Here is a 19401-nt window from a genome sequence, read left to right on the forward strand (position 1 = left end):
AGCTCCAATCAGTAATTAAAATCTACATTGTATTCATCCATGCAGGCAGCCACAGTGACAGAATTTTTTATTGTTTTATTTATAATCAATTTATTGCAGGTACTTCCCATGGAAGCCGACCTTTCACAAACGCTGTCAACTCCTGTAATTTTTTTTACAAAGTTTGATTCAGTATAGCTGCCTTCCAGTGTGTTGAGCTGGCTTTTTGAATATGTGTAAAATGGAACATTTAAAAATTCAGCAGCTTTAATTATTCCGTCTTCATGTTTTTTAATGTCAATGGAATTAATTGATTTAACCCCAAGGCATGAAATGTTATTTTCCTTGAGAACTTCTTTTATTGATTTAAGTATTGTATGAAAATCTGTTCCTTTTCTGCAGCCTACACCCACAGAAACTATCCTTGGTACTAAGTTCAATGTGTTTGTGTATGGTTTTTTGCTTTCATCAAGGCTTATGCAAATTCCCGTTTCGTAATTTTGTTTATTGTATGGGTCAATTTCTTCAGGAACAACTCCAATTACAGGAAAATCACTTGTAAGCCCTGCTGTCTTGTTTTCAAGGATTTCGGCTGCAAATAATTTTGCAGTTTTCATGTTTAAAATACTCATATTTTTGTCATGAGCCCATTCATCCACAGCAATTTTTCCGTTTATATCAGTAGCAGTTGTTATAATTGCTTGTCCTCCTGTAATTGCAGCGATTTCTTTAGAAAGTCTGTTAGCTCCCCCCATGTGACCGCTGAGTAAGGAAATTACATTTTTGCCTTTTTCATCTGTGCATATTACAGCAGGGTCTTTGATTTTACTTTTTACAAAGGGAGCAATGGCTCTTACAGCTATTCCTGCAGCACATACAAACAAAACAGCATCCCTTGTTTCAAACGACCGTCTTACAGACTCGTGCAGATTGTTGATAGAATTTAACTCTTCCTTTAGCATGGAATACTTTTCAGGTACAAACACATCTATTTTATCCAATGTTAATCCATGCTTTATTTTATCGCACAACAAGACACCATTCCTGGAAAATGCGTAAACATCTATTTTCATTTAATTCCCACTATTTTATAAATTTTTTCCATGTCCAGGGATTTTCTCACACAATCAGCTAAAATGTCATACTGCAATTCCTTGTATGCCTTCATACTAGGTTTTTCTTTGTTTGTCAGTCCTATTCCTTTTCTTTCAGCAAGAATTTGAACAATTGTTTCTGCAACGTCCATGTTGTCAAATATGCCGTGGATGTAGCTTCCTGCAACATTGTTAAAAATGCAGCCGTCCTGCTTGCCCCCTGCTGTTAAAAGAGATTTTCCTTCCGTGACAATAGTATCTCCCATGTGTATTTCATATCCGGTAACTTCGATGCCTGACAGGGGGTTGAAAATTCCTTCTGCTTCATTAATAATTCCTGTAGTCTGCACAGTTGTTTTTTCACTGTAAAATGTTGTATCCATTTTTAAAAGTCCAAGTCCCCGGATGCTGCCTCCCCCTTCAACATTATCAGGGTCATTGATTGTTTCACCAAGCATCTGATAACCGCCGCACACACCAAAAACAGGATTTCCTTCACCGGCAAAACGGATTATTCTTGCTTCAAGACCTGACTGCCTGAGCCATTTCAAATCATCAATGGTATTTTTTGTGCCGGGTATAATTATCATGTCCGGATTTCCCAGCTCTCTTGTGCTTGACACATATCTTAAGGACACTGCTTCATTCATGGAAAACACATTGAAATCAGTGAAATTTGAAAGGCGTGGAAGTTTTATTACAGCTATGTCAATTAACTTTTGTTCAAATGTATTTGTTAGGCGCTCTGAAAGGCTGTCCTCATCGTCGATGTCAACCTTTATGTACGGAACAACTCCAAGTACTTCCACATTTGTTATGTCTTCAAGCATTTTAAGTCCCGGAGTCAACAAGTCCACATCACCTCTGAACTTGTTTATTACAAATCCTTTGACTCTTTCTTTTTCTTCATCATCAAACAAAAGCATTGTTCCTGCTAATGATGCAAATACTCCGCCCCTGTCAATATCTCCCACTATAATTACAGGAGAGTCAGCAATTTTGGCCATGCCCATGTTTACAATGTCCTGCTGTTTGAGATTTATTTCAGCAGGGCTCCCTGCACCTTCTATGACTATGATGTCATATTCCTCCGACAATGAATTGAATGCTTTTGTTATGTGAGGAATCATGTCTTCTTTGTATGTGTAGTACTCCCCTGCTGTCATATCCCTGAAAACTCTGCCATTTAACACAACCTGCGAGCCCTTGTCTCCCGTTGGTTTAAGTAGAATTGGATTCATTCTCACATCAGGCTCTATGCCGCAAGCTTCTGCCTGCATTACCTGAGCTCTTCCCATTTCAAATCCGTCACGGGTTATGTATGAGTTAAGAGCCATGTTCTGAGACTTAAAAGGTGCAGTCTTGAAACCATCCTGTCTGAATATTCTGCATAGGGCAGCTGTTATGAGGCTTTTGCCTGCATTAGAAGTTGTACCCTGAACCATTATTACTTTAGCCATATTATCATTCCTTCCCTCTTGTTTTTTCAAAACAAATTACATCTACACTCCCTTTTTCATGTCTTCCTGAAAGGGAGCTCGTTTGATGATCTGACACAACTATTATTCTAGTGTCACACGCATTGTTGTATATTTCCCTCATAAAATCTCTGTCTATTTTTTCTATGAAACTGATTTTTCCTGAGAGATCCTTTCTGTGAGAAGCTTCATCCGTGCCGTTAATGTGTGCAATAACAACATCATGATCTTTTAATTCCCTAAGAACAGATGATGATTTTTCCTTTAAATCAGTATTTATATCTGCTGTTGAGTTTTTTAAAACTGCTACATCTATTTTCATTGCTTTTGCAATGCCTTTTACTATTTCAGCACTGCAGACGCACGAACATGACTTGTGGTAGAGTTCATGAAATGAGGGTATCTCTGAATATTCTGACGGTCCCCATGGATAAAACATATAGCTGTGGCCGTTTATAAAAAATTTGTTTTGTAAAGCAAATTCTTTTAAGATTTCAATATGTTCAAAATTGCTTAAAATTTCTGCCATACTACTTCCCACATTCTCATGAGGCGGTATATTTTTCATCCACATGATTTCCCGGTTCTTTTTAAGAACAATCAAATTACGGTAGACGCTTATGTGATGAAACTTTATTTCTCCGGTTGTTTTCACATTAAGAGATGCATTTTTCATTTGCTCCTCAGTGAGATTTTTCCCATTGAAAGATTCCATTTTTTCGTCCTTGATGCTTATGAGGTTGCATCTTAAAACCACTTCATCATGTTCCACATGTATGTTTGAAGCCAGCGCTTCCAGATAGGCCCTGTTTTTGGGAATGTAACGTTCATCCACTCCAAGTATGGCAAGTATGCAGTTTAAGCTGTCCGGCTGCATGTGGGATGGATAAAATGTTCTCTGGCTGTGATGACCTTGTTCTATAATTTTATCTATAAAAGGAGTACAGGCAAATTCAAGCGGAGTTTTGTTTCCAAGTTCATGAATTTTTTCTTCGCTGAGCCCGTCAATTATCACCAGTATTGTTTTCATTGCATACCTGTTATTTCTTTTAATTTTTGAATTAATAATTTGTTTTCATGTTCACTTTTAACTGCTATCCTGTAGTAATTTTCACTTAAGTTTTTGTAGTTTGAGCAGTCTCTTATGAGTATTCCCTTTTTAAGCAATTTTTGTTTCAACTCCGGAATATCTGTTTTAAAAAACACATAATTTGCATGGCTTTCATAGGTCTTAATGTTTAATTCTTGAAGCTCATATACGAGATACTCCCTTTGTATTTTCACATAATCCACGGACTTCTTAACATATTCTTTTTCTTTTAAAGCAGCTATTCCTGCAGCTTGAGCAATGGTTGAAACGTTCCACGGCGGACCTGAGGATTTAAGTCCCTGGATTAACTGTTTATTTGAACACATGCAATATCCAAGACGTATCCCCGGAATTGCATATATCTTTGTAAAAGCCTTTAAAACAATCAGGTTGTCATATTCCTGAAGTTTATTAACAATGCTGTACTTTTCCTTATTTTCAACAAAATCAAGAAAACATTCATCAACAACCATGACTACATTATTTTTTTTGCAGTGATCTGCTATTTTAACAACAGTGCTGCTGTCTGTGACTTGTCCTGTTGGATTGTTTGGATTGCACAAAAACACAATATCCATATTGTCTATACTTTTTAATACATCATGGTTTATTTTAAAATTGTTTTCTTCACATAAGTTATAGACATCAACATCAGTTCCGGATAATTTTAGAGAATTTTCATATTCGCTGAATGTAGGAGCAGTTACAAGTCCATATCCAGGTTTTAAATAAAATGCTATTCTAAAAATTGCCTCGGCAGCTCCATTTGAAACAAAAATCCACTCTGTGGGCACATGCTCGCTTACTGCTATTGCCTCCGTAAGTTCCCTGGAATTTATATCCGGATACCTGTTTGCATTTTTGATTGAATTCATTGCAGCAATTTCAACTGATTCAGGTACTCCCAGGGGATTTATGTTTGATGAAAAATCAATTATGCTGTCTTCATCTATTCCTGATATTCTTGAAGCCGTATATATGTCTGCTCCGTGAGATTCCATACTTCCTCCATATTAAAAACTCAAGATTAAAAACTTTACTGTTATCCCAATACCCAGGCACAATAAAGACGTTGCATACATGAGCTTGTTTGCTTTTTTTATGTCGTCGTTCACAACTGGTCTCTTGTCATCACCAATGGTAGGCTTTGTTACAAGAATTCCTCCATAATAATTAGGACCACCAAGCATAATGTTCAATGCTCCTGCACATACGGATTCTGTATGTGCCGAATTGGGGCTCTTGTGATTGTATCTGTCTCTATTGTATATTCTGTTGGCTGACACATAATCCATATTCAATATGTAGGAAGCTGCAATCATAAGATAAGATGCAATTCTTGATGGCAAAAAATTTGCTGCATCATCAATAAGAGCAGAGAACCTTCCCATGTTTATGTACTTTTCATTCTTGTATCCAACCATTGAATCAAGGGTGTTTATTGATTTGTACAAAAATCCCAATGGTGCTCCTCCAATAAGAATAAATAACATTGGAGCTATTACACCGTCAGATGTGTTTTCAGCAACAGTTTCTACTGCCGCCTTGGCAATTTGATTGCTGTTTAGATTTTCCACATCCCTGCCCACTATGTATGACAAATATTTCTTAGCAGAGCTTAAGTCATTTTGTTCAAGATATTTATGAACAATCATGCTTTCATCCTTAAGACTCTTTGTTGCCAGAATAAATGCACACATTATTGCTTCAATTGCCCCTGCAAGCAAAAGGCTGATTTTTGATGATAGCCACAATATAACAAGAGGCACAAAATACGAAGTCAAAACCACAACAAACCATAGAATAATTCCTGCACGCCTTTCATCCTTAGCACTTTTGCATTTTTTTCTTAAAACCACTTCAACATTTTCTATCATCTTCCCTATGAGCCTTATGGGATGAGGAAAACCCTGTGGATCTCCTACTAACAAGTCAAGTGTATAACCTAAAATCAACGGTATCATTTTATGTGCCCCTTTTGGTAACTTATTGCCGTATCCATGAAATTTCTTGCAAAATCAATATTTCCAAGAAAGTGCAGATGAGGATATCCCATGAATTTTGTGTCGTCAGCAACTATGCACTTCCATGTTTTTTCCGATTCAGGCTTTGTTGCTGTAAATGCATCCCCAAGATTAGTGCTTGTGCTGTAATGAAATTCATGTCCGTTTATTTTCTCGCCTTTTTTGCACATAAGATTGTCCTTTTCTGCAGTTAACGTAACGTAGCCGAAATTGTTCAGCCTGTTTGTCATGTAGCTTTGACCTTCACAAACTCCTGCAAGTTCATATTCATTGCCGTCTTCTTTAAAACTGTCAAGAAGATACATGTAGCCTCCGCACTCTGCAAATGTTGGAATACCTGAACTAATTTTTTCTTTTATGTCTTCAAGCATTGACTTGTTATTTGAAAGATCATCCATGTAAAGTTCAGGATAACCACCTCCAAAAATCAGACCGCTTAAATTGTCCGGAAGTTTTTTATCAGACATTGGACTGAAATATATTAAATTTGCTCCCATTTTTTCCAGAACTTCAAGACTGTCCCTGTAATAAAAGCAAAATGATTTGTCATATGCAATGCCAATATTTACTTCGTCCTTTTTTTCTATTGCAGGGTCTTCATATTCAATAACAGGAGCAGTTAGTGCAAGTTCATTTAATCCTTTAATGTCAATTGTTCTTGAAGCATTTTCTCCGAGAGTGTTTACTATGGACTGTAAATTTCCTATTTCCTGTGCAGTGACAAGTCCAAGGTGCCTGCTTTCAAGTTTGCAGTCTTCAAGACGGTTCATATAGCCATAAACCTTCACTTGTATGTTTGTTTCAATAATATTTTTGTAATACCGGTACATCCCTTCGGAAATGTTGTTGAGTATGACGCCCTTGATGTTGCTTTCTTCCCTGAAGTTTTTAAATCCTTCAATTACTGCACAAACAGATACTGCCATTCCTTCACAGTTTAAAACCAACACAACAGGACAACCGAGCAGTCTTGCAATTTCATATGAGCTGCCATTAGTTCCTATTCCTGTACCGTCGTAATATCCCATTACTCCTTCTACAACCGATATATCCATGCTAAGGCTGTTCTTTCCAACTACATATTTGACGTTGTTTTCTCCAAGTATAAATGTGTCAATGTTTCTTGAAGGAATTTTTATAACCTCGCTGTGAAACATGGGGTCTATGTAGTCAGGGCCGCACTTGTAGGCTGCAACATTTTTGCCTTCAAGCAAAAATGCCTTAAGAAGAGCCGTTGTGACTGTTGTTTTTCCGCTGCCGCTGCCTGCTGCAGCTATCATTATTCTCGGTGCCTTGATTGTTTTAATTTAAACCACTTCCCTTACCGCTTATAATATAAATGGGGTTTTGTCCCATCATCATGTTGTATGATCCTATTTTTTTTGATTTTGAAATCCATGCGTTTGTTATTTCAACATGTTCAAATTTGAACTTTTCCATGCACCTTATGGCTTCATTGACGCTTTCAAGGGCTATGGCATTTATAACAACATTTGCAGTTTTATTTTTTTTCAAAACTTCACAGATTATTTTTTCAAGATTTCCTCCGCTTCCCCCTATGAACACACAGTCAGGGCTTGGAAGATTTTCAAGACAGTCAGGAGCCAGTCCCTTTACTATATCTATGTTGTATGCTTTGAATTTTTCTTTGTTTTTTTTAATTAAACTTATGGCTTCTTCATTTTTTTCAATGGCATAAAGCTGACCAAAGCTGAGCTTAAGAGCAGTTTCAATTGAAACGGAGCCTGTTCCTGCGCCAATATCATAGACTGTTGAACTGTTTTTTATGTTAAGCTTTCCTATGGATATAGTTCTTACTTCGCTTTTGGTCATGGGAATATTTCCTGTTATAAACTCATCATCCCCTATGCTTCGCATTCCAATGTTTATATCAAGAGCTTCACGGTTTTCTACCAACATTGCACTAAGGCTGTCAAAATTCATCAGGGATAAATTGAATGCTGTATCTGTAATGATTTTTTCGTTTGGGTATGATAAATTTTCACCTACAGTGACATTTACATGACCCAATCCTTTAGTGCAAAGAACTTTGCATATTTCACCGGGACCAAATTCTCCACCAGTTAAAAAGAATGTTTTTTTGCTGAACATTACAGCAGCTGCAATGTTAATGTCTCTTCCGTGAGCGCTTTGATGCTTAACATCGTCCCATGAAATATTTAATTTAGAACACAAATACTGCATGGAACTGATTGAAGGAATATTTTCAACTGTTACTTCATGGCCTTTCAGAAGATTTTCAGTTTATTTTTTTTGACAAACTGTAAAATCCTGAATCTCCAGACACAAGCAAACTGAAAACTCTGCACTTTGAATGTTTTATATAATCTATAATATCCTGAGTGCATATGCTTTCAAACATTTCTTTATGTAAAAACTCAAAGCTTTCAAGCATTCTCCTGGCGCCTATGAGGCAGTCTGCTTCTTCAATTGCTCCCTTTGCTGCGGAATGAATGTAATTGTTGCTGCCAATACCTAATCCAACAATATTTAATTTTTTCATGTTAGCCTGCCTGTTCCATGATCGTTTTTTTAAAAAAGTTCATTATTTCATCCAGTGTTAATCCGTCTTCATATTGCTTCCTTATTACAAGGCATTTTGCTCCCGTGTTCACACATGACTGAACCTTTTCGTCAAATCCTCCGGAATCTGAGCTTTCCTTTGTTACAAGGAACTTTGCATTTGTGCTTTTTATCATTGCAGCATTAAGTTCCGTGCTGAATGGTCCCTGCATGCATATTATATTTTTGTTCTCATATCCAAGCTCAATGCATCTTTTAAGTGAACTTTCCATAGGAAGAATCCTCACATAAATTCTTTCACTATAATTTTCAACTGCCGTGAACTTGTCAAGATCCTTGCTGCCGGTAGCAAGCAAAATGTTTCCTTCTTTATTTTTAAGATAATCAATGCATTCCGAGAAAGACTGAAAATAAATGCAGTCTTTGTTTTCAATTGAATTTCTTATTACTCTCATATATCTTGTGCCGCTTACAAGTGTTGCCTTCACAATATTGTGAGATACAAGCCGTGCAAATGGATGAGTTGCATCCACCACCCAGTCATATTTTTTTTCAAGAAAAAGATTTACCATTTCTTTTTCATCAATGCGCTTTTGATATACAGAAATGTTATTTATATTTTTCAAAAACTGCTGCCCGTACTCTGTTGCAATGAATAAGTCTGTCTTTATGTTGTTTTCAGACAAAAATTCTGCAAGTTTTCTTCCTTCTGTGGTTCCTCCGAAAATACAGATATTCATCTCTAATTTTCTGCCTTTCTGAATTCATGTGTAAAAGAAGGATTGTACAATTCACTTCTTTTGTAGTCATTTCCCAAGAAGTTTCCAACAAGAATAAGGGCTGTCTTCGTTATGTTGTTTGTTTTCATAATTTCAGGAAGAGTTGCAACGGTAGCATGAAATATTTTTTCATCAGGCCATGTTGCTTTGTAAACAACTGCAACTGGCGTACTGGGTTCATATCCGCCCATAATCAGTTCGTCCGAAAGCTTTTCAGAAAGTCCTGAGCTCAGGAACAAAACCATGGTTGATTTATGGGAAGCCAGTGACCTTATTTTTTCTCTATCCGGCACTGGAGTCCTACCCTCCATACGGGTAATAATAACGGTCTGACTTACATCCGGAAGAGTGTATTCAGCATTTAAAGAAGCTGCTGCTCCAAAAAACGAACTTACTCCCGGAACAACTTCAAATTCAATATGAAGCTCTTTTAAAATATCAATTTGTTCTCGTATTGCCCCATAAATGCTTGGATCTCCGGTGTGAAGCCTCACAGTGTCTTTATTTTCTTTTTCAGCGGTCTTTATAACATCTATTACTTCTTCAAGAGTCATGTTTGCACTGTTATAAATCTGGCAATTATCCCTTGTGTATTTTAAAAGTTCAGGATTTACCAGTGAGCCTGCATATATTACTACATCTGCTCTCTGCAATAAATTGTGCCCCTTTAATGTAATTAAATCTGCGGCTCCAGGGCCTGCTCCAACAAAATGTACCATGATTTCTCCTTAATTTAATATGCCTTTGTCGTTTGAATAAATTATGAGTTTTGTTTTAACGGTGTTGTTTACACGCTTATTTATGTAATATTCAGCTTTTTCGCTTATTTTCTGCAATACAAGCTTTTCTATATTTTCTCTTTCAAGTATTGATAAAGCATGTTCTGTTGTGGCGCTTGATAAAATTTCATTTATTGCAGAGCTTCCTGCACCGTACAAGGCTGCGTAACATGCAATAACTTCCATCCTGAAATCACCGTTATGAGAATGTGTATTGAGCATTCCTCCGGCTACCTTAACCATCTTGCCTATGTGCCCTACAATGAGAACTTCCTTGAAACCAAGCTCCACAGAAAAATCCAGCACCTCTCCTAAGTAATTGCTGAACTTAAGACTGTTTTCTCCTCGTATTCCCAAAGTGCTGTCTATAAATTTCTCAGCGTAATTTCCAGGAAAAGCAAGAAGTCTTAGATAGCCCTTTTCTCTTATTACTTTCATCTCTATTTTCAAACTGTCAACAAGAGCTTTCTCACTCATGGGTTCAACTATTCCTGTTGTTCCAAGTATGGATATGCCTCCAATTATTCCAAGCTGAGGATTGAATGTTTTCAAGGCTTTTTCTTCACCTTCCGGAACGTATACTGTTACGCTCATTCCTCCCCTGTACTTGTACTCGTTTGAAATTCTCTTAAGATTTTCAGTTATCATTTTTCTAGGAACAGAATTTATGGCTGCCTCGCCAACTTGGCAGTCAAGTCCCTTTTGAGTAACCCTTCCTACTCCCTGCCCCCCATAAATATTTATTTTTCCTGTGTCATCAAGGCTCACTTTAGCATAAATTTCAATGCCGTCAGTTATATCCGGATCATCGCCGCTGTCTTTCGTGACGCTGCAGCTTACCCCTTGAACATCAAAACATGGATTTTTTATGTCCATGAAAATTGTTTCTCCTAAGGGCAATCTCACTTGCACATTGTCAACTGTCTTCCCTGTGAGAAGCATAATTGCCGCAGCAGATGAAGCAGCTGCTGCACATGTTCCGGTTGTATATCCGCACCTTAATTTTTTACCGTCTTTTATAATATAATCCCTCATAATATCACCCTGAGACTATATACTTTGTTTAAATTATTCCAAAATAAAAAATCTTCCAATTTCTTGGAAGACATGTATGTGCAGTAAATATACTCTAACATTTAAGATAATCCTCCCGAAAATCTTCAAATCAAAATTTGGCAGGTCTCCTGACTATCGGTTCATCTAAAGCTCACCTTCCCGTTTATCACAGTGGTTTTGAGCCTTATCACCTTTCACAGTAGCGGGGGCTGTAACAGATTTTACTGTTTTCCCTTTTAAAACTATAGTTACCAAACTTTAATATTTAGTTGAGCTCATTATATATTAAAAAATACATATTGTCAAATGAGATTATAGTAATAATAAATTTTCAGTCTTCATAATCTTAAATAAGAAAATGTTTTGGAGGATATATGGAAGAATTATTTAAAAAAGTAAATATAGTATTTTCAATTGCTTTGATAATCACAGCCTTGCTGATATTATTTTCAAATATAGGAATTACCAGCGAAACAATCAACGGAACAAGTGAAAAACTGGATAAAATAAAAATTCTCATAGATCCAGGTCACGGGGGCATCGATCAGGGTGCAAGCGGAAGCCTTCATATAGGAGAAGCCCCCATTAATCTTGAAATATCTAAAAAACTCATGACATTTCTTGAAGGAAGCGGTTTTGAAGTTGAAATGACAAGATATGATGATACGGGTCTTTATTCATCAGCATCAGATACAATCAGAGATAAGAAAAACGAAGATTTGAAAAACAGAGTGAGCACCATAAACAATTCAAATGCTGATATAGTTGTTTCCATACATTTAAATGCATTTCCACAAAAACAATATTACGGTTCTCATGTTTTTTACCAAAAAAACAATGAGTACGGAAAAACAGCAGCCTTTATTTTACAGGACAGTCTGAAAACAATCCTTGATCCAGAAAACCAGCGAGTTCCACAAATTAAACAAGATATAAAAATAATGGATGATACAAAAAACACTGTTTTATTAATTGAATGTGGATTTTTATCCAATCCAGCTGAAGAACAAAATCTTGTATCTGATGAATACCAGGAAAAAACAGCCTGGGCAATATATACAGGACTTATGAAATATTTCAATGAAATTTAACAGTCATTAAGTAAACACAAAGTAAACACATTTTTTCATTTTGTCGAAAAGATGTGTTTTTTTTGTATAATATTGATAAAAATATGAAAATTTCTTAATTAAATTGTTGAAAATATGCGAAATGTGTATTATACTGAAAGCGTGTAGTATAACATTTGGAGGAATAATATGAATTTTGATGAAGTGGAGTATTTTTTAGCCAATATAAAATCTGTCTTGTCGTGTAAAATTATTTCTGATGCAAACAACAATATAAGCGAAATACATGTGCTGTCTGACAGCAGTAGACATTCAAAGCAAATATCACGTGATATCAGAACTGCTTTGTTGTCTCATTTTAATTTAGATGTGGATTATAAAATTATAAGTGTTGCACAAATCAATAAAAACATTTCAATCAACACTGATTTCAGGCTGTTGTATGACGGTTACACAAATGAAACTTCTTCTGACAGAATAAAAATAAACACAAAGCTTTCCTGGGATGAAAAAGAATATACAGGACAAGCTGAAGGAATTAAAACAGAAAAAAACACACTCATGGTTGCTGCTTTATCTACACTGGATTCTATAAAAAAAGCCATTGACCTTGACTGCTTCATTGTAGAAGACATACAGACTGCCAAAGTTGCAGGCAAAGACGTAATGGTAGCAGCAATAACTCAAATAGACCACGGGAAGGAAAATGTTCTCATCGGTTCCTCCATAGTTACAACAAACAAAATTGATTCTACAATAAAGGCAACATTAAATGCTATAAACAGAAAAATCTGTTTGTATATAAAAGAATGATCGGGCTGACTAAAATATTTCAAAACTAGCGTAGCGGATCCTTCCTGTTCTAATAGCGAACTGAGCAGAGACTGACTGTCGGAGGATTCCCATGAAAAAATTAATGCCTATAATAGCTTCTTTAGTATCTTTGGTATTGGCTGCAGGCGCAAGCATCAGCTGGCTATAAAAATTAATTGATCATTTGTCAGCCCTTCATTATATAGAAATATAGAGGTTAAAAAATGGTAGATGGTGTAAGTACAATGAATAATAATCTAGAAAAACAAAAAATTAATATAAAATTATATGTATACATAACATTGTTAGCAGCCATTGCTATAATGTTATTGATTAATTTTTTTGAAATGTATACAATCGAAGATTATACTTTGCTAACGGTTTTCTGCGTATTATCAGCCGTAGCAGAAACATTTCTAATACCGTTGCCTAAAATAGGTGCCATATCAGTCAGCACAGCATTGGCATTTACTGCAATAATCTTGACAAACCCTCTGATTGCTGCCGTTGTAATGGCAGCTGGTGTAGCGTTCAGATGCCCCTACGTTGACGGCAAAGGGAGAGTTCATATATTTAATAATCCACCTTATAAAACAATCTTTAATATAAGCCAATATTTTATTAATACAGGCATAGCTGGATTAGCATATGTTGTTGTAGACGATCTCCTTAAGGTAAGATTTGTATTTTACAATCCGGTAGCAGGCATTGCAGCATTAATTGTTTATATTTTGTTAAACACTTTTTGCATGTCAGTGTTAATGGCTATATTATTAAAAGAAAAATTTTCAAACATATGGAAAAGTAGTTTTTATGGAATGCTGATTAACATATTGCTTGTAAGCCTTTTAGGCATAATACTTGCTTTTGCCTTTTATAGCTACGGAACAGGCGGAATGCTTTTGTTCTTCATTCCACTTTTATTTGCAAGATACACATTCAAACTTTACATAGACATGCGCAAGAATTATTTTGACACCATGAATGTCCTTGTACGAGCCATAGAAGCAAGCGACCCATATACCAGCGGTCATTCCATGAGAGTTGGTGCCTATGCAGAAGCTATTGCCAAACAACTTGGTCTTCCGCAAGGTAAAATTGATTTAATAAAGAGTGCAGCCCTATTACATGACATAGGTAAAATAGGAATAGACAAGAAAATTCTCAATAAGGATGGAAAGCTTGAAAAAGAAGAATTTGACACTATTAAATCTCATCCTGAAATAGGAGCAACAATAATTTCAGATTTAAGCTATCTTTCAAACATTACAGAAATAATAAGACATCACCACGAAAGGAATGACGGAAGAGGCTATCCTGACGGTTTGGACCATGATAAAATTCCGTTGGAAACTTCAATTCTTACAATTGCGGATTCCTTTGATGCCATGACAACAAACAGACCATACAGACATTCACTAAGTCTTGAAACAGCACTCAATGAAATAAAAATAAATGCTGGAACGCAGTTTAATCCTGACATAGTGGATGATGCAATAATTGCTTTGAAGGCAACATATTTTAGCTTATCTGAATAAAGGTGCATTATGATTTCAGAAATAATATTGATATCCATTTTATCAATTTTAATTGCAATATTAATTTTAATAACAACAAAAAAAAGTCCTGATATCACTAATCGAAATTTTGAGATAAAGGGCTACAAGTTATTAATATTGACAGCAGTAATAGAAATTACTGCTCAATTTTTGTTTAGAAGGTTTCCCAGCAGCAGCTTGTTAAGGTATCTTTCACTTAGCTGGCTGATTTATTTTGCTATTTTTTATGTAGCTGCAATAAACATAAAAAAGTCCTACATGATGCTTTTTTTTATTGGAACATTGCTTAATTTCATAGCAATTGCTTCAAATGGTTTTAAGATGCCCGTCTTTGTTTCTGATGTTCTAGGAGATGTTGAAGCTAAAAGGCTGTATCTTCAGACAGGTCAGGATTTAATACATTCTCTGCTTACAGACAAAACAAAATTCAAGTTTCTTTGCGACATCATAACCATTCCTTCTCCCTATCCTTTTTCCAAGACCATTAGCATTGGTGATGTTTTTTTGCTGGCAGGCGTATTTGCATATTGGCAGGACCTGCTTGAAGGAAAAAAGTCACGTAAAATCGTAAAATAATTACATAAACATGAGTCTTCCCACAACAAGCGCTGCAAATATGGAAGCTACGTGTGCCATAAGCCCCACCTTGACTGTGTGTCTTGTGTTTGTTATGCCAACAGCACCAAAGTACACTGCAGTTGTATAAAAAATAGTTTCAGATGAACCCATCAGTATAGAGGCACTCCTTCCAATAAAAGAATCCGCTCCATAATTATCCAGTATAGATTGAAAAACCCCCAATGATCCTCCTCCTGACAATGGTTTAATAACAGCAAGGGACAGAAGTTCCGGAGGAAATCCCAAAATATCCGTTACAGGCCTTAACAGACTGACAATAAATTCTTCCGCTCCGGAATGAATGAACAAATTTATTGCAAATATAACTGCAAGTATGTAAGGAAATACTTTAAATGCTGATTTTGCTCCATCCATAGCCCCTTCAATAAATGCAGAATATATGTCCACATCCGCAATAATTCCATAAAAAAGAATACCGCCCACAACAAAGGGCATGATTAAATCAGAAAAATTCATTTCACATTTTCCTTTCATAATATTTAGCAAGCATAACAGCTATAATTGTAGAAAATGTTGTTGCAGCAATAGTAGGAAGCATAATATCCGCCGGAACTGAGGCTCCTGAATCTGCTCTTAATTTTATGATGCTTAATGGAATAAGCTGTATTGAAGACACGTTAATAATCAAAAACATACACATTGCATTATTTGCTGTTTTTTTATCACTGTTAATTTTTTGCATTTCCTGCATTGCCTTTATACCAAAGGCTGTGGCAGAATTACCTATACCCAGCATATTTGCAGCAATAGTCATAACTATTGCATTAACAGCGTTCGTGTCATTTTGAACTTCCTTGAATAAAAACTTGACTGCAGGTCTTAAAAATTCAGATATTTTATTTAAAATTCCCGATTTTTCCACAATACGCATCATACCTGTCCAGAAAGCCATAACCGGAACAAGACTTATTATAAGATCAACTGCCTTTTGCAGGTCAAACAAAAGCACATCTGTAAGCACCTCCGGTCTTCCGTTGGCAAAAGAAAACAATATACCCGTGAAAATTAAACCAATCCACAAATTCCTCAAGAAATCAACCCCGCAATTAATCATTAATAAATAACATGCCCCAACATAGTTGAGACATTAAATCAGACATCCTTTATTAATTATATTTCACAGGATTTTTATTATGCTGACTAAAATAAAAAGCAGCAATATTGCTGCTTAGTTATTTATATTATGCTTGAAGAATCTCCATGAACTGTTCTCCTGTATTTGCGCTCTTTTGATTATATTTAAAAAGTTTTATTTTCTTCTTCGTTTATTTTTTCCACCTGAATTTCAAGAACTCTTTTTGCTTCTGCCTTTGTTATGGTTATGTGAAGGTTTTTATAAACCATTTTTCCGCCCACATCAGGAATTTCTTCAAAAAGCATTGTAATCCATCCGTTAACTGTTGTTACATCTACTTCTTCATCAGGCTCAATATTAAACAATTCGAACATGTCGTCAACATCGGCATTGCATGAAACCAGATATTTGTCATCTCCGATTTTTTTAAACCATTCTATAACTTCATCATGCTCATCCCAAATTTCTCCCACTAGTTCTTCTATGATGTCTTCCATGGTTACAATTCCTTCAGTTCCGCCATATTCATCAATTACAGCAGCCATGTGTGCTTTCGACCTTTGAAGTTCCTTTAAAAGTTCTGAAATTTTCTTGTTTGGAGTTATATATATAATCTTGGAAACAAGCTTTTTAATGTCTTTTTCTTTTCTGCTGAGAGCCTGATAAAAATCTTTTTCATGAAGAACTCCCACAATGTTGTCCATGTCTCCCTGGAAAACCGGTAATCTTGAATAACCGCTGACCAAGAATTTTTCCTTGATTTCATCCAGGCTTTCATCTTCCTCAATTCCTACAATTTCTATTCTTGGTGTGTATATGTCTTCTACTACAGTTTCATTGAATTCTATAGCAGAACGAATCAAATCACTTTCATTTTTGTTTATTACTCCTTCGTTTTCAACCTCATCAATCATTGTTCTAAGTTCATCTTCAGTAATTGAAGGCTGAATCTCAGATTCAAACAATTTGTAAAACATTTTCTTTAAAACTGCAAGAACCGCATTTATGGGTGAACACAAGAAAATAAATATGCTCATCATGGGCGCTGAAAACATTGCAAATTTTTCAGGTGCAAACTGCGCTAAACCTTTTGGAATGAGTTCCCCAAAAATAAGAATTGCAAGAAGTATCAATGTAGTTGAAATTGCAATTCCATTACTTTCAAAATTTCTAGAAAAAATATACACTGCAAGTGAAGCAGCAGTAATATTGAAAGTATTGTTAAAAATAAGAATAGTTGATATTAGACTGTCGCTTTTTTCATCCAATCTAATGACTAACTCTGCTTTTTTGTTGTTTGAACAAGCCAGGTTTTTCATCCTTATTCTGCTGTAATCATTAAATGCTGCCTCGCATGCAGAAAAAAATGCTGACATTATCAACAAAATTATTAATATTGCGACCTGACTTATACCGTCATCATCCATTATTGTAAATCACTCCTAATTTTTTAATAGTACTTTAATTATAATCTACACTTTGTCAATAGTCAATTGATTTTCTAATTTCAACAAAAGCAAGGAATTTTTAGAAATTTTCCAAAGCATAAAAAAAAACTTTGCAGCAATAATAGTAAAACAAATTTATAAAATTACCATCGTTTTCATAAATTTTAAAACAAAATTAAGAAATACTTAATTGATTAAAAAACAATAAATGTTATACTTCAAAGCGTAAGCAGAAACAACATAAATGTGGAGGTATGAAATTGTTATCATTTATAAATATATTTAACTTTATTATTTTAATATTATTTACAGGTTTTTATTTTTACCAGGCATATTACGTGGTTATTGCACTGTTCAGAAAAAGCAAGGTAATGACTGCCCAAAAAAACAACAAATATGCCGTGGTTATTGCAGCTAGAAATGAAAGTGCCGTAATAGGGCAATTGATTAACAGCATCAAACAACAAAAATATCCTTCTGAACTGATTGATATTTATGTGGTTGCAGATAACTGCACCGATAACACAGCTGATGTGGCAAGAGATGCAGGGGCGTATGTATTAGAAAGATTCAACAGACAAAATGTGGGCAAAGGATATGCACTTGATTACGCGTTTAAAAGTATAATTGCAAGTGATGAACATTATAACGGATATTTTGTTTTCGATGCGGATAATTTGCTTGATGAAAACTATGTAGCAGAAATGAATAAAGTATTTGACAACGGATATAAAATAGTTACATGTTACAGAAATTCCAAAAATTATGACACAAACTGGATATCAGCAGGTTATTCTCTTTGGTTCTTAAGAGAAGCAAAATATCTTAACAACTCAAGAATGATGCTTAACACAGGCTGTGCTATTTCAGGAACAGGCTTCATGGTAAGCGACGATATAATAAGAAAAAACAACGGCTGGAAGCATCATCTGCTTACTGAAGACATTGAATTTTCAATTGACAACGCCATAGAAGGTGAAAAGATAGGATACTGCGGTACAGCTGTGCTTTACGATGAACAGCCTTATATATTCGAACAGTCATGGAATCAGAGACTTCGCTGGGCAAAAGGCTTTTATCAGGTATTTGCTAAATACGGCAAGACATTGTTTAAGAGTATATTCACGAAAAAAAGCTTCAGCTGCTACGACATGCTCATGACAATTATGCCAGCTTTACTGTTGTCATTGGCCAGCGTATTTATAAATTTTGTTTTCCTTACAGTGGGGCTTATTAACATAGAAACATATCCTGAGATCATAAGCGAAACTTCGGGAGCAATAATAATGTCAGGAGTAAACTCATACCTTGTGTTGTTTGCACTTGGCCTTATTACAACAATAACAGAGTGGAAACAAATTAATTCTACTCCACTAAAGAAAATTAAATATATATTTTCATTCCCGATTTTCATATTTACTTATATACCAATATCTATAGTGGCCCTGTTCAGAAAAATTGAGTGGAAGCCAATCACTCACAGCATTGTAAAATCAATTGAAGAAGTAAGACAATAAAATCCTCGCAAGAGGATTTTTTATTTAAATATCCAGAACTTGCTTAACAGGTAGTTTGATACCATTACAACTGCATTTGCCCATATTTTTGCCGAATATAAACTGGCACCTAGAAGTTCAACAAGAACCATCATGGTTCCTATATCCAGTGCATATGTAAATATTCTTCCGGAGAAAAATTTCATAAATTCTTTAGTGGATTCTTTGTTGCTTAAAAAAACATATTTTTTATTAATAAAAAATGCAAAAATAACAGATATTAAGAATGCTGTAGTATTTGCTGCTTTGTATTCAATTCCAAAAAAAATCAAAACATAATATATCAAAAAATTTACCAGTGTTGTCAGTATTCCTGCAACTAAGTAGGATATGAGTTCTCTCGACATTTTGTTATTCATATAATTCCCCGCAGCTTAAATTTTACACTAATATTATTGCACAATTGAACCAAACTGTA

At 35.3% G+C, this 19401-nt stretch carries 20 protein-coding genes and 1 riboswitch; of the genes, 5 read left to right on the forward strand and 15 right to left on the reverse strand.

The window, feature by feature from the left end; genetic code table 11:
- Window positions 1-8: 8 nt before the first annotated feature.
- The 11 genes from BN358_RS04835 to cbiD are packed head-to-tail and all read right to left on the reverse strand — an operon-like array spanning window position 9 to window position 10802.
- The gene (locus BN358_RS04835) at window positions 9-1052 is read right to left on the reverse strand and encodes a cobalt-precorrin 5A hydrolase (protein WP_019228168.1); all 1044 of its coding nucleotides are present in this window, start codon (window positions 1050-1052) and stop codon (window positions 9-11) included.
- A complete protein-coding gene (locus BN358_RS04840) occupies window positions 1049-2533 on the reverse strand; it encodes a cobyric acid synthase (protein WP_019228169.1) in 1485 nt (494 codons plus the stop codon). Before BN358_RS04840 ends, BN358_RS04835 begins: the two co-directional genes overlap by 4 nt.
- 4 nt (window positions 2534-2537) lie before the next feature.
- The gene (locus BN358_RS04845) at window positions 2538-3581 is read right to left on the reverse strand and encodes a hypothetical protein (protein ID WP_019228170.1); all 1044 of its coding nucleotides are present in this window, start codon (window positions 3579-3581) and stop codon (window positions 2538-2540) included.
- Window positions 3578-4642 (reverse strand): threonine-phosphate decarboxylase CobD, encoded by a 1065-nt coding sequence (gene cobD / locus BN358_RS04850; RefSeq protein ID WP_019228171.1) that lies wholly within the window; start codon window positions 4640-4642, stop codon window positions 3578-3580. Before cobD ends, BN358_RS04845 begins: the two co-directional genes overlap by 4 nt.
- Window positions 4643-4654: 12 nt before the next feature.
- A complete protein-coding gene (gene cbiB / locus BN358_RS04855; RefSeq protein ID WP_019228172.1) occupies window positions 4655-5605 on the reverse strand; it encodes an adenosylcobinamide-phosphate synthase CbiB in 951 nt (316 codons plus the stop codon).
- The gene (locus tag BN358_RS04860) at window positions 5602-6945 is read right to left on the reverse strand and encodes a cobyrinate a,c-diamide synthase (protein WP_019228173.1); all 1344 of its coding nucleotides are present in this window, start codon (window positions 6943-6945) and stop codon (window positions 5602-5604) included. Before BN358_RS04860 ends, cbiB begins: the two co-directional genes overlap by 4 nt.
- Window positions 6946-6967: 22 nt before the next feature.
- Window positions 6968-7918 carry a precorrin-6Y C5,15-methyltransferase (decarboxylating) subunit CbiT gene (cbiT, locus tag BN358_RS04865; protein ID WP_255346876.1) on the reverse strand — a complete coding sequence of 317 codons (951 nt, stop codon included), beginning with the start codon at window positions 7916-7918 and terminating at the stop codon, window positions 6968-6970.
- A gap of 7 nt (window positions 7919-7925) precedes the next feature.
- Window positions 7926-8189, reverse strand: a complete 264-nt coding sequence (locus BN358_RS22760) for a hypothetical protein (RefSeq protein ID WP_019228175.1) — start codon at window positions 8187-8189, stop codon at window positions 7926-7928.
- A gap of 1 nt (window position 8190) precedes the next feature.
- Window positions 8191-8949, reverse strand: coding sequence for a precorrin-6A reductase (gene cobK / locus BN358_RS04870; protein WP_019228176.1), 759 nt, complete (start codon window positions 8947-8949; stop codon window positions 8191-8193).
- A 2-nt stretch (window positions 8950-8951) separates the two neighbouring features.
- Entirely contained in the window at window positions 8952-9707 is a 756-nt protein-coding gene (gene cobM, locus BN358_RS04875) for a precorrin-4 C(11)-methyltransferase (RefSeq protein WP_019228177.1), read from the reverse strand.
- Between the two features lie 9 nt (window positions 9708-9716).
- The gene (cbiD, locus tag BN358_RS04880; RefSeq protein WP_019228178.1) at window positions 9717-10802 is read right to left on the reverse strand and encodes a cobalt-precorrin-5B (C(1))-methyltransferase CbiD; all 1086 of its coding nucleotides are present in this window, start codon (window positions 10800-10802) and stop codon (window positions 9717-9719) included.
- 121 nt (window positions 10803-10923) lie between these two features.
- Window positions 10924-11094, reverse strand: a riboswitch (cobalamin riboswitch).
- A 103-nt stretch (window positions 11095-11197) separates the two neighbouring features.
- On the opposite strand from cbiD, the gene BN358_RS04885 reads away from it, so the two are divergent.
- The 4 genes from BN358_RS04885 to BN358_RS22245 all read left to right on the forward strand — a co-directional run bounded on the left by BN358_RS04885 (window position 11198) and on the right by BN358_RS22245 (window position 14841).
- Window positions 11198-11914 carry an N-acetylmuramoyl-L-alanine amidase gene (locus BN358_RS04885; protein WP_019228179.1) on the forward strand — a complete coding sequence of 239 codons (717 nt, stop codon included), beginning with the start codon at window positions 11198-11200 and terminating at the stop codon, window positions 11912-11914.
- A gap of 168 nt (window positions 11915-12082) precedes the next feature.
- Window positions 12083-12706, forward strand: a complete 624-nt coding sequence (locus tag BN358_RS04890; protein WP_019228180.1) for a hypothetical protein — start codon at window positions 12083-12085, stop codon at window positions 12704-12706.
- A gap of 224 nt (window positions 12707-12930) precedes the next feature.
- On the forward strand, window positions 12931-14244 hold the full coding sequence (locus BN358_RS04895; protein WP_019228181.1) for an HD domain-containing phosphohydrolase: 1314 nt from the start codon (window positions 12931-12933) through the stop codon (window positions 14242-14244).
- Between the two features lie 9 nt (window positions 14245-14253).
- Complete coding sequence (locus tag BN358_RS22245) at window positions 14254-14841, forward strand: DUF5317 domain-containing protein (protein WP_019228182.1); 588 nt, start codon at window positions 14254-14256, stop codon at window positions 14839-14841.
- Here the strand turns inward: BN358_RS22245 and BN358_RS04905 are convergent, their stop codons facing one another.
- The 3 genes from BN358_RS04905 to BN358_RS04915 form a co-directional block, all read right to left on the reverse strand.
- The gene (locus tag BN358_RS04905; RefSeq protein ID WP_019228183.1) at window positions 14842-15360 is read right to left on the reverse strand and encodes a spore maturation protein; all 519 of its coding nucleotides are present in this window, start codon (window positions 15358-15360) and stop codon (window positions 14842-14844) included.
- A gap of 1 nt (window position 15361) precedes the next feature.
- On the reverse strand, window positions 15362-15958 hold the full coding sequence (locus tag BN358_RS04910; RefSeq protein ID WP_040582046.1) for a nucleoside recognition domain-containing protein: 597 nt from the start codon (window positions 15956-15958) through the stop codon (window positions 15362-15364).
- A 185-nt stretch (window positions 15959-16143) separates the two neighbouring features.
- Entirely contained in the window at window positions 16144-17406 is a 1263-nt protein-coding gene (locus BN358_RS04915) for an HlyC/CorC family transporter (protein WP_019228185.1), read from the reverse strand.
- A gap of 275 nt (window positions 17407-17681) precedes the next feature.
- On the opposite strand from BN358_RS04915, the gene BN358_RS04920 reads away from it, so the two are divergent.
- Complete coding sequence (locus BN358_RS04920; RefSeq protein WP_040582047.1) at window positions 17682-18944, forward strand: glycosyltransferase family 2 protein; 1263 nt, start codon at window positions 17682-17684, stop codon at window positions 18942-18944.
- A gap of 20 nt (window positions 18945-18964) precedes the next feature.
- On the opposite strand, the gene BN358_RS04925 is transcribed toward BN358_RS04920, so the two are convergent.
- Window positions 18965-19342, reverse strand: a complete 378-nt coding sequence (locus BN358_RS04925) for a GtrA family protein (RefSeq protein ID WP_019228187.1) — start codon at window positions 19340-19342, stop codon at window positions 18965-18967.
- Window positions 19343-19401 lie beyond the last annotated feature (59 nt).

Origin of the sequence: Sedimentibacter sp. B4 (assembly GCF_000309315.1) — a bacterium.
Lineage (GTDB): Bacteria > Bacillota > Clostridia > Tissierellales > Sedimentibacteraceae > Sedimentibacter > Sedimentibacter saalensis.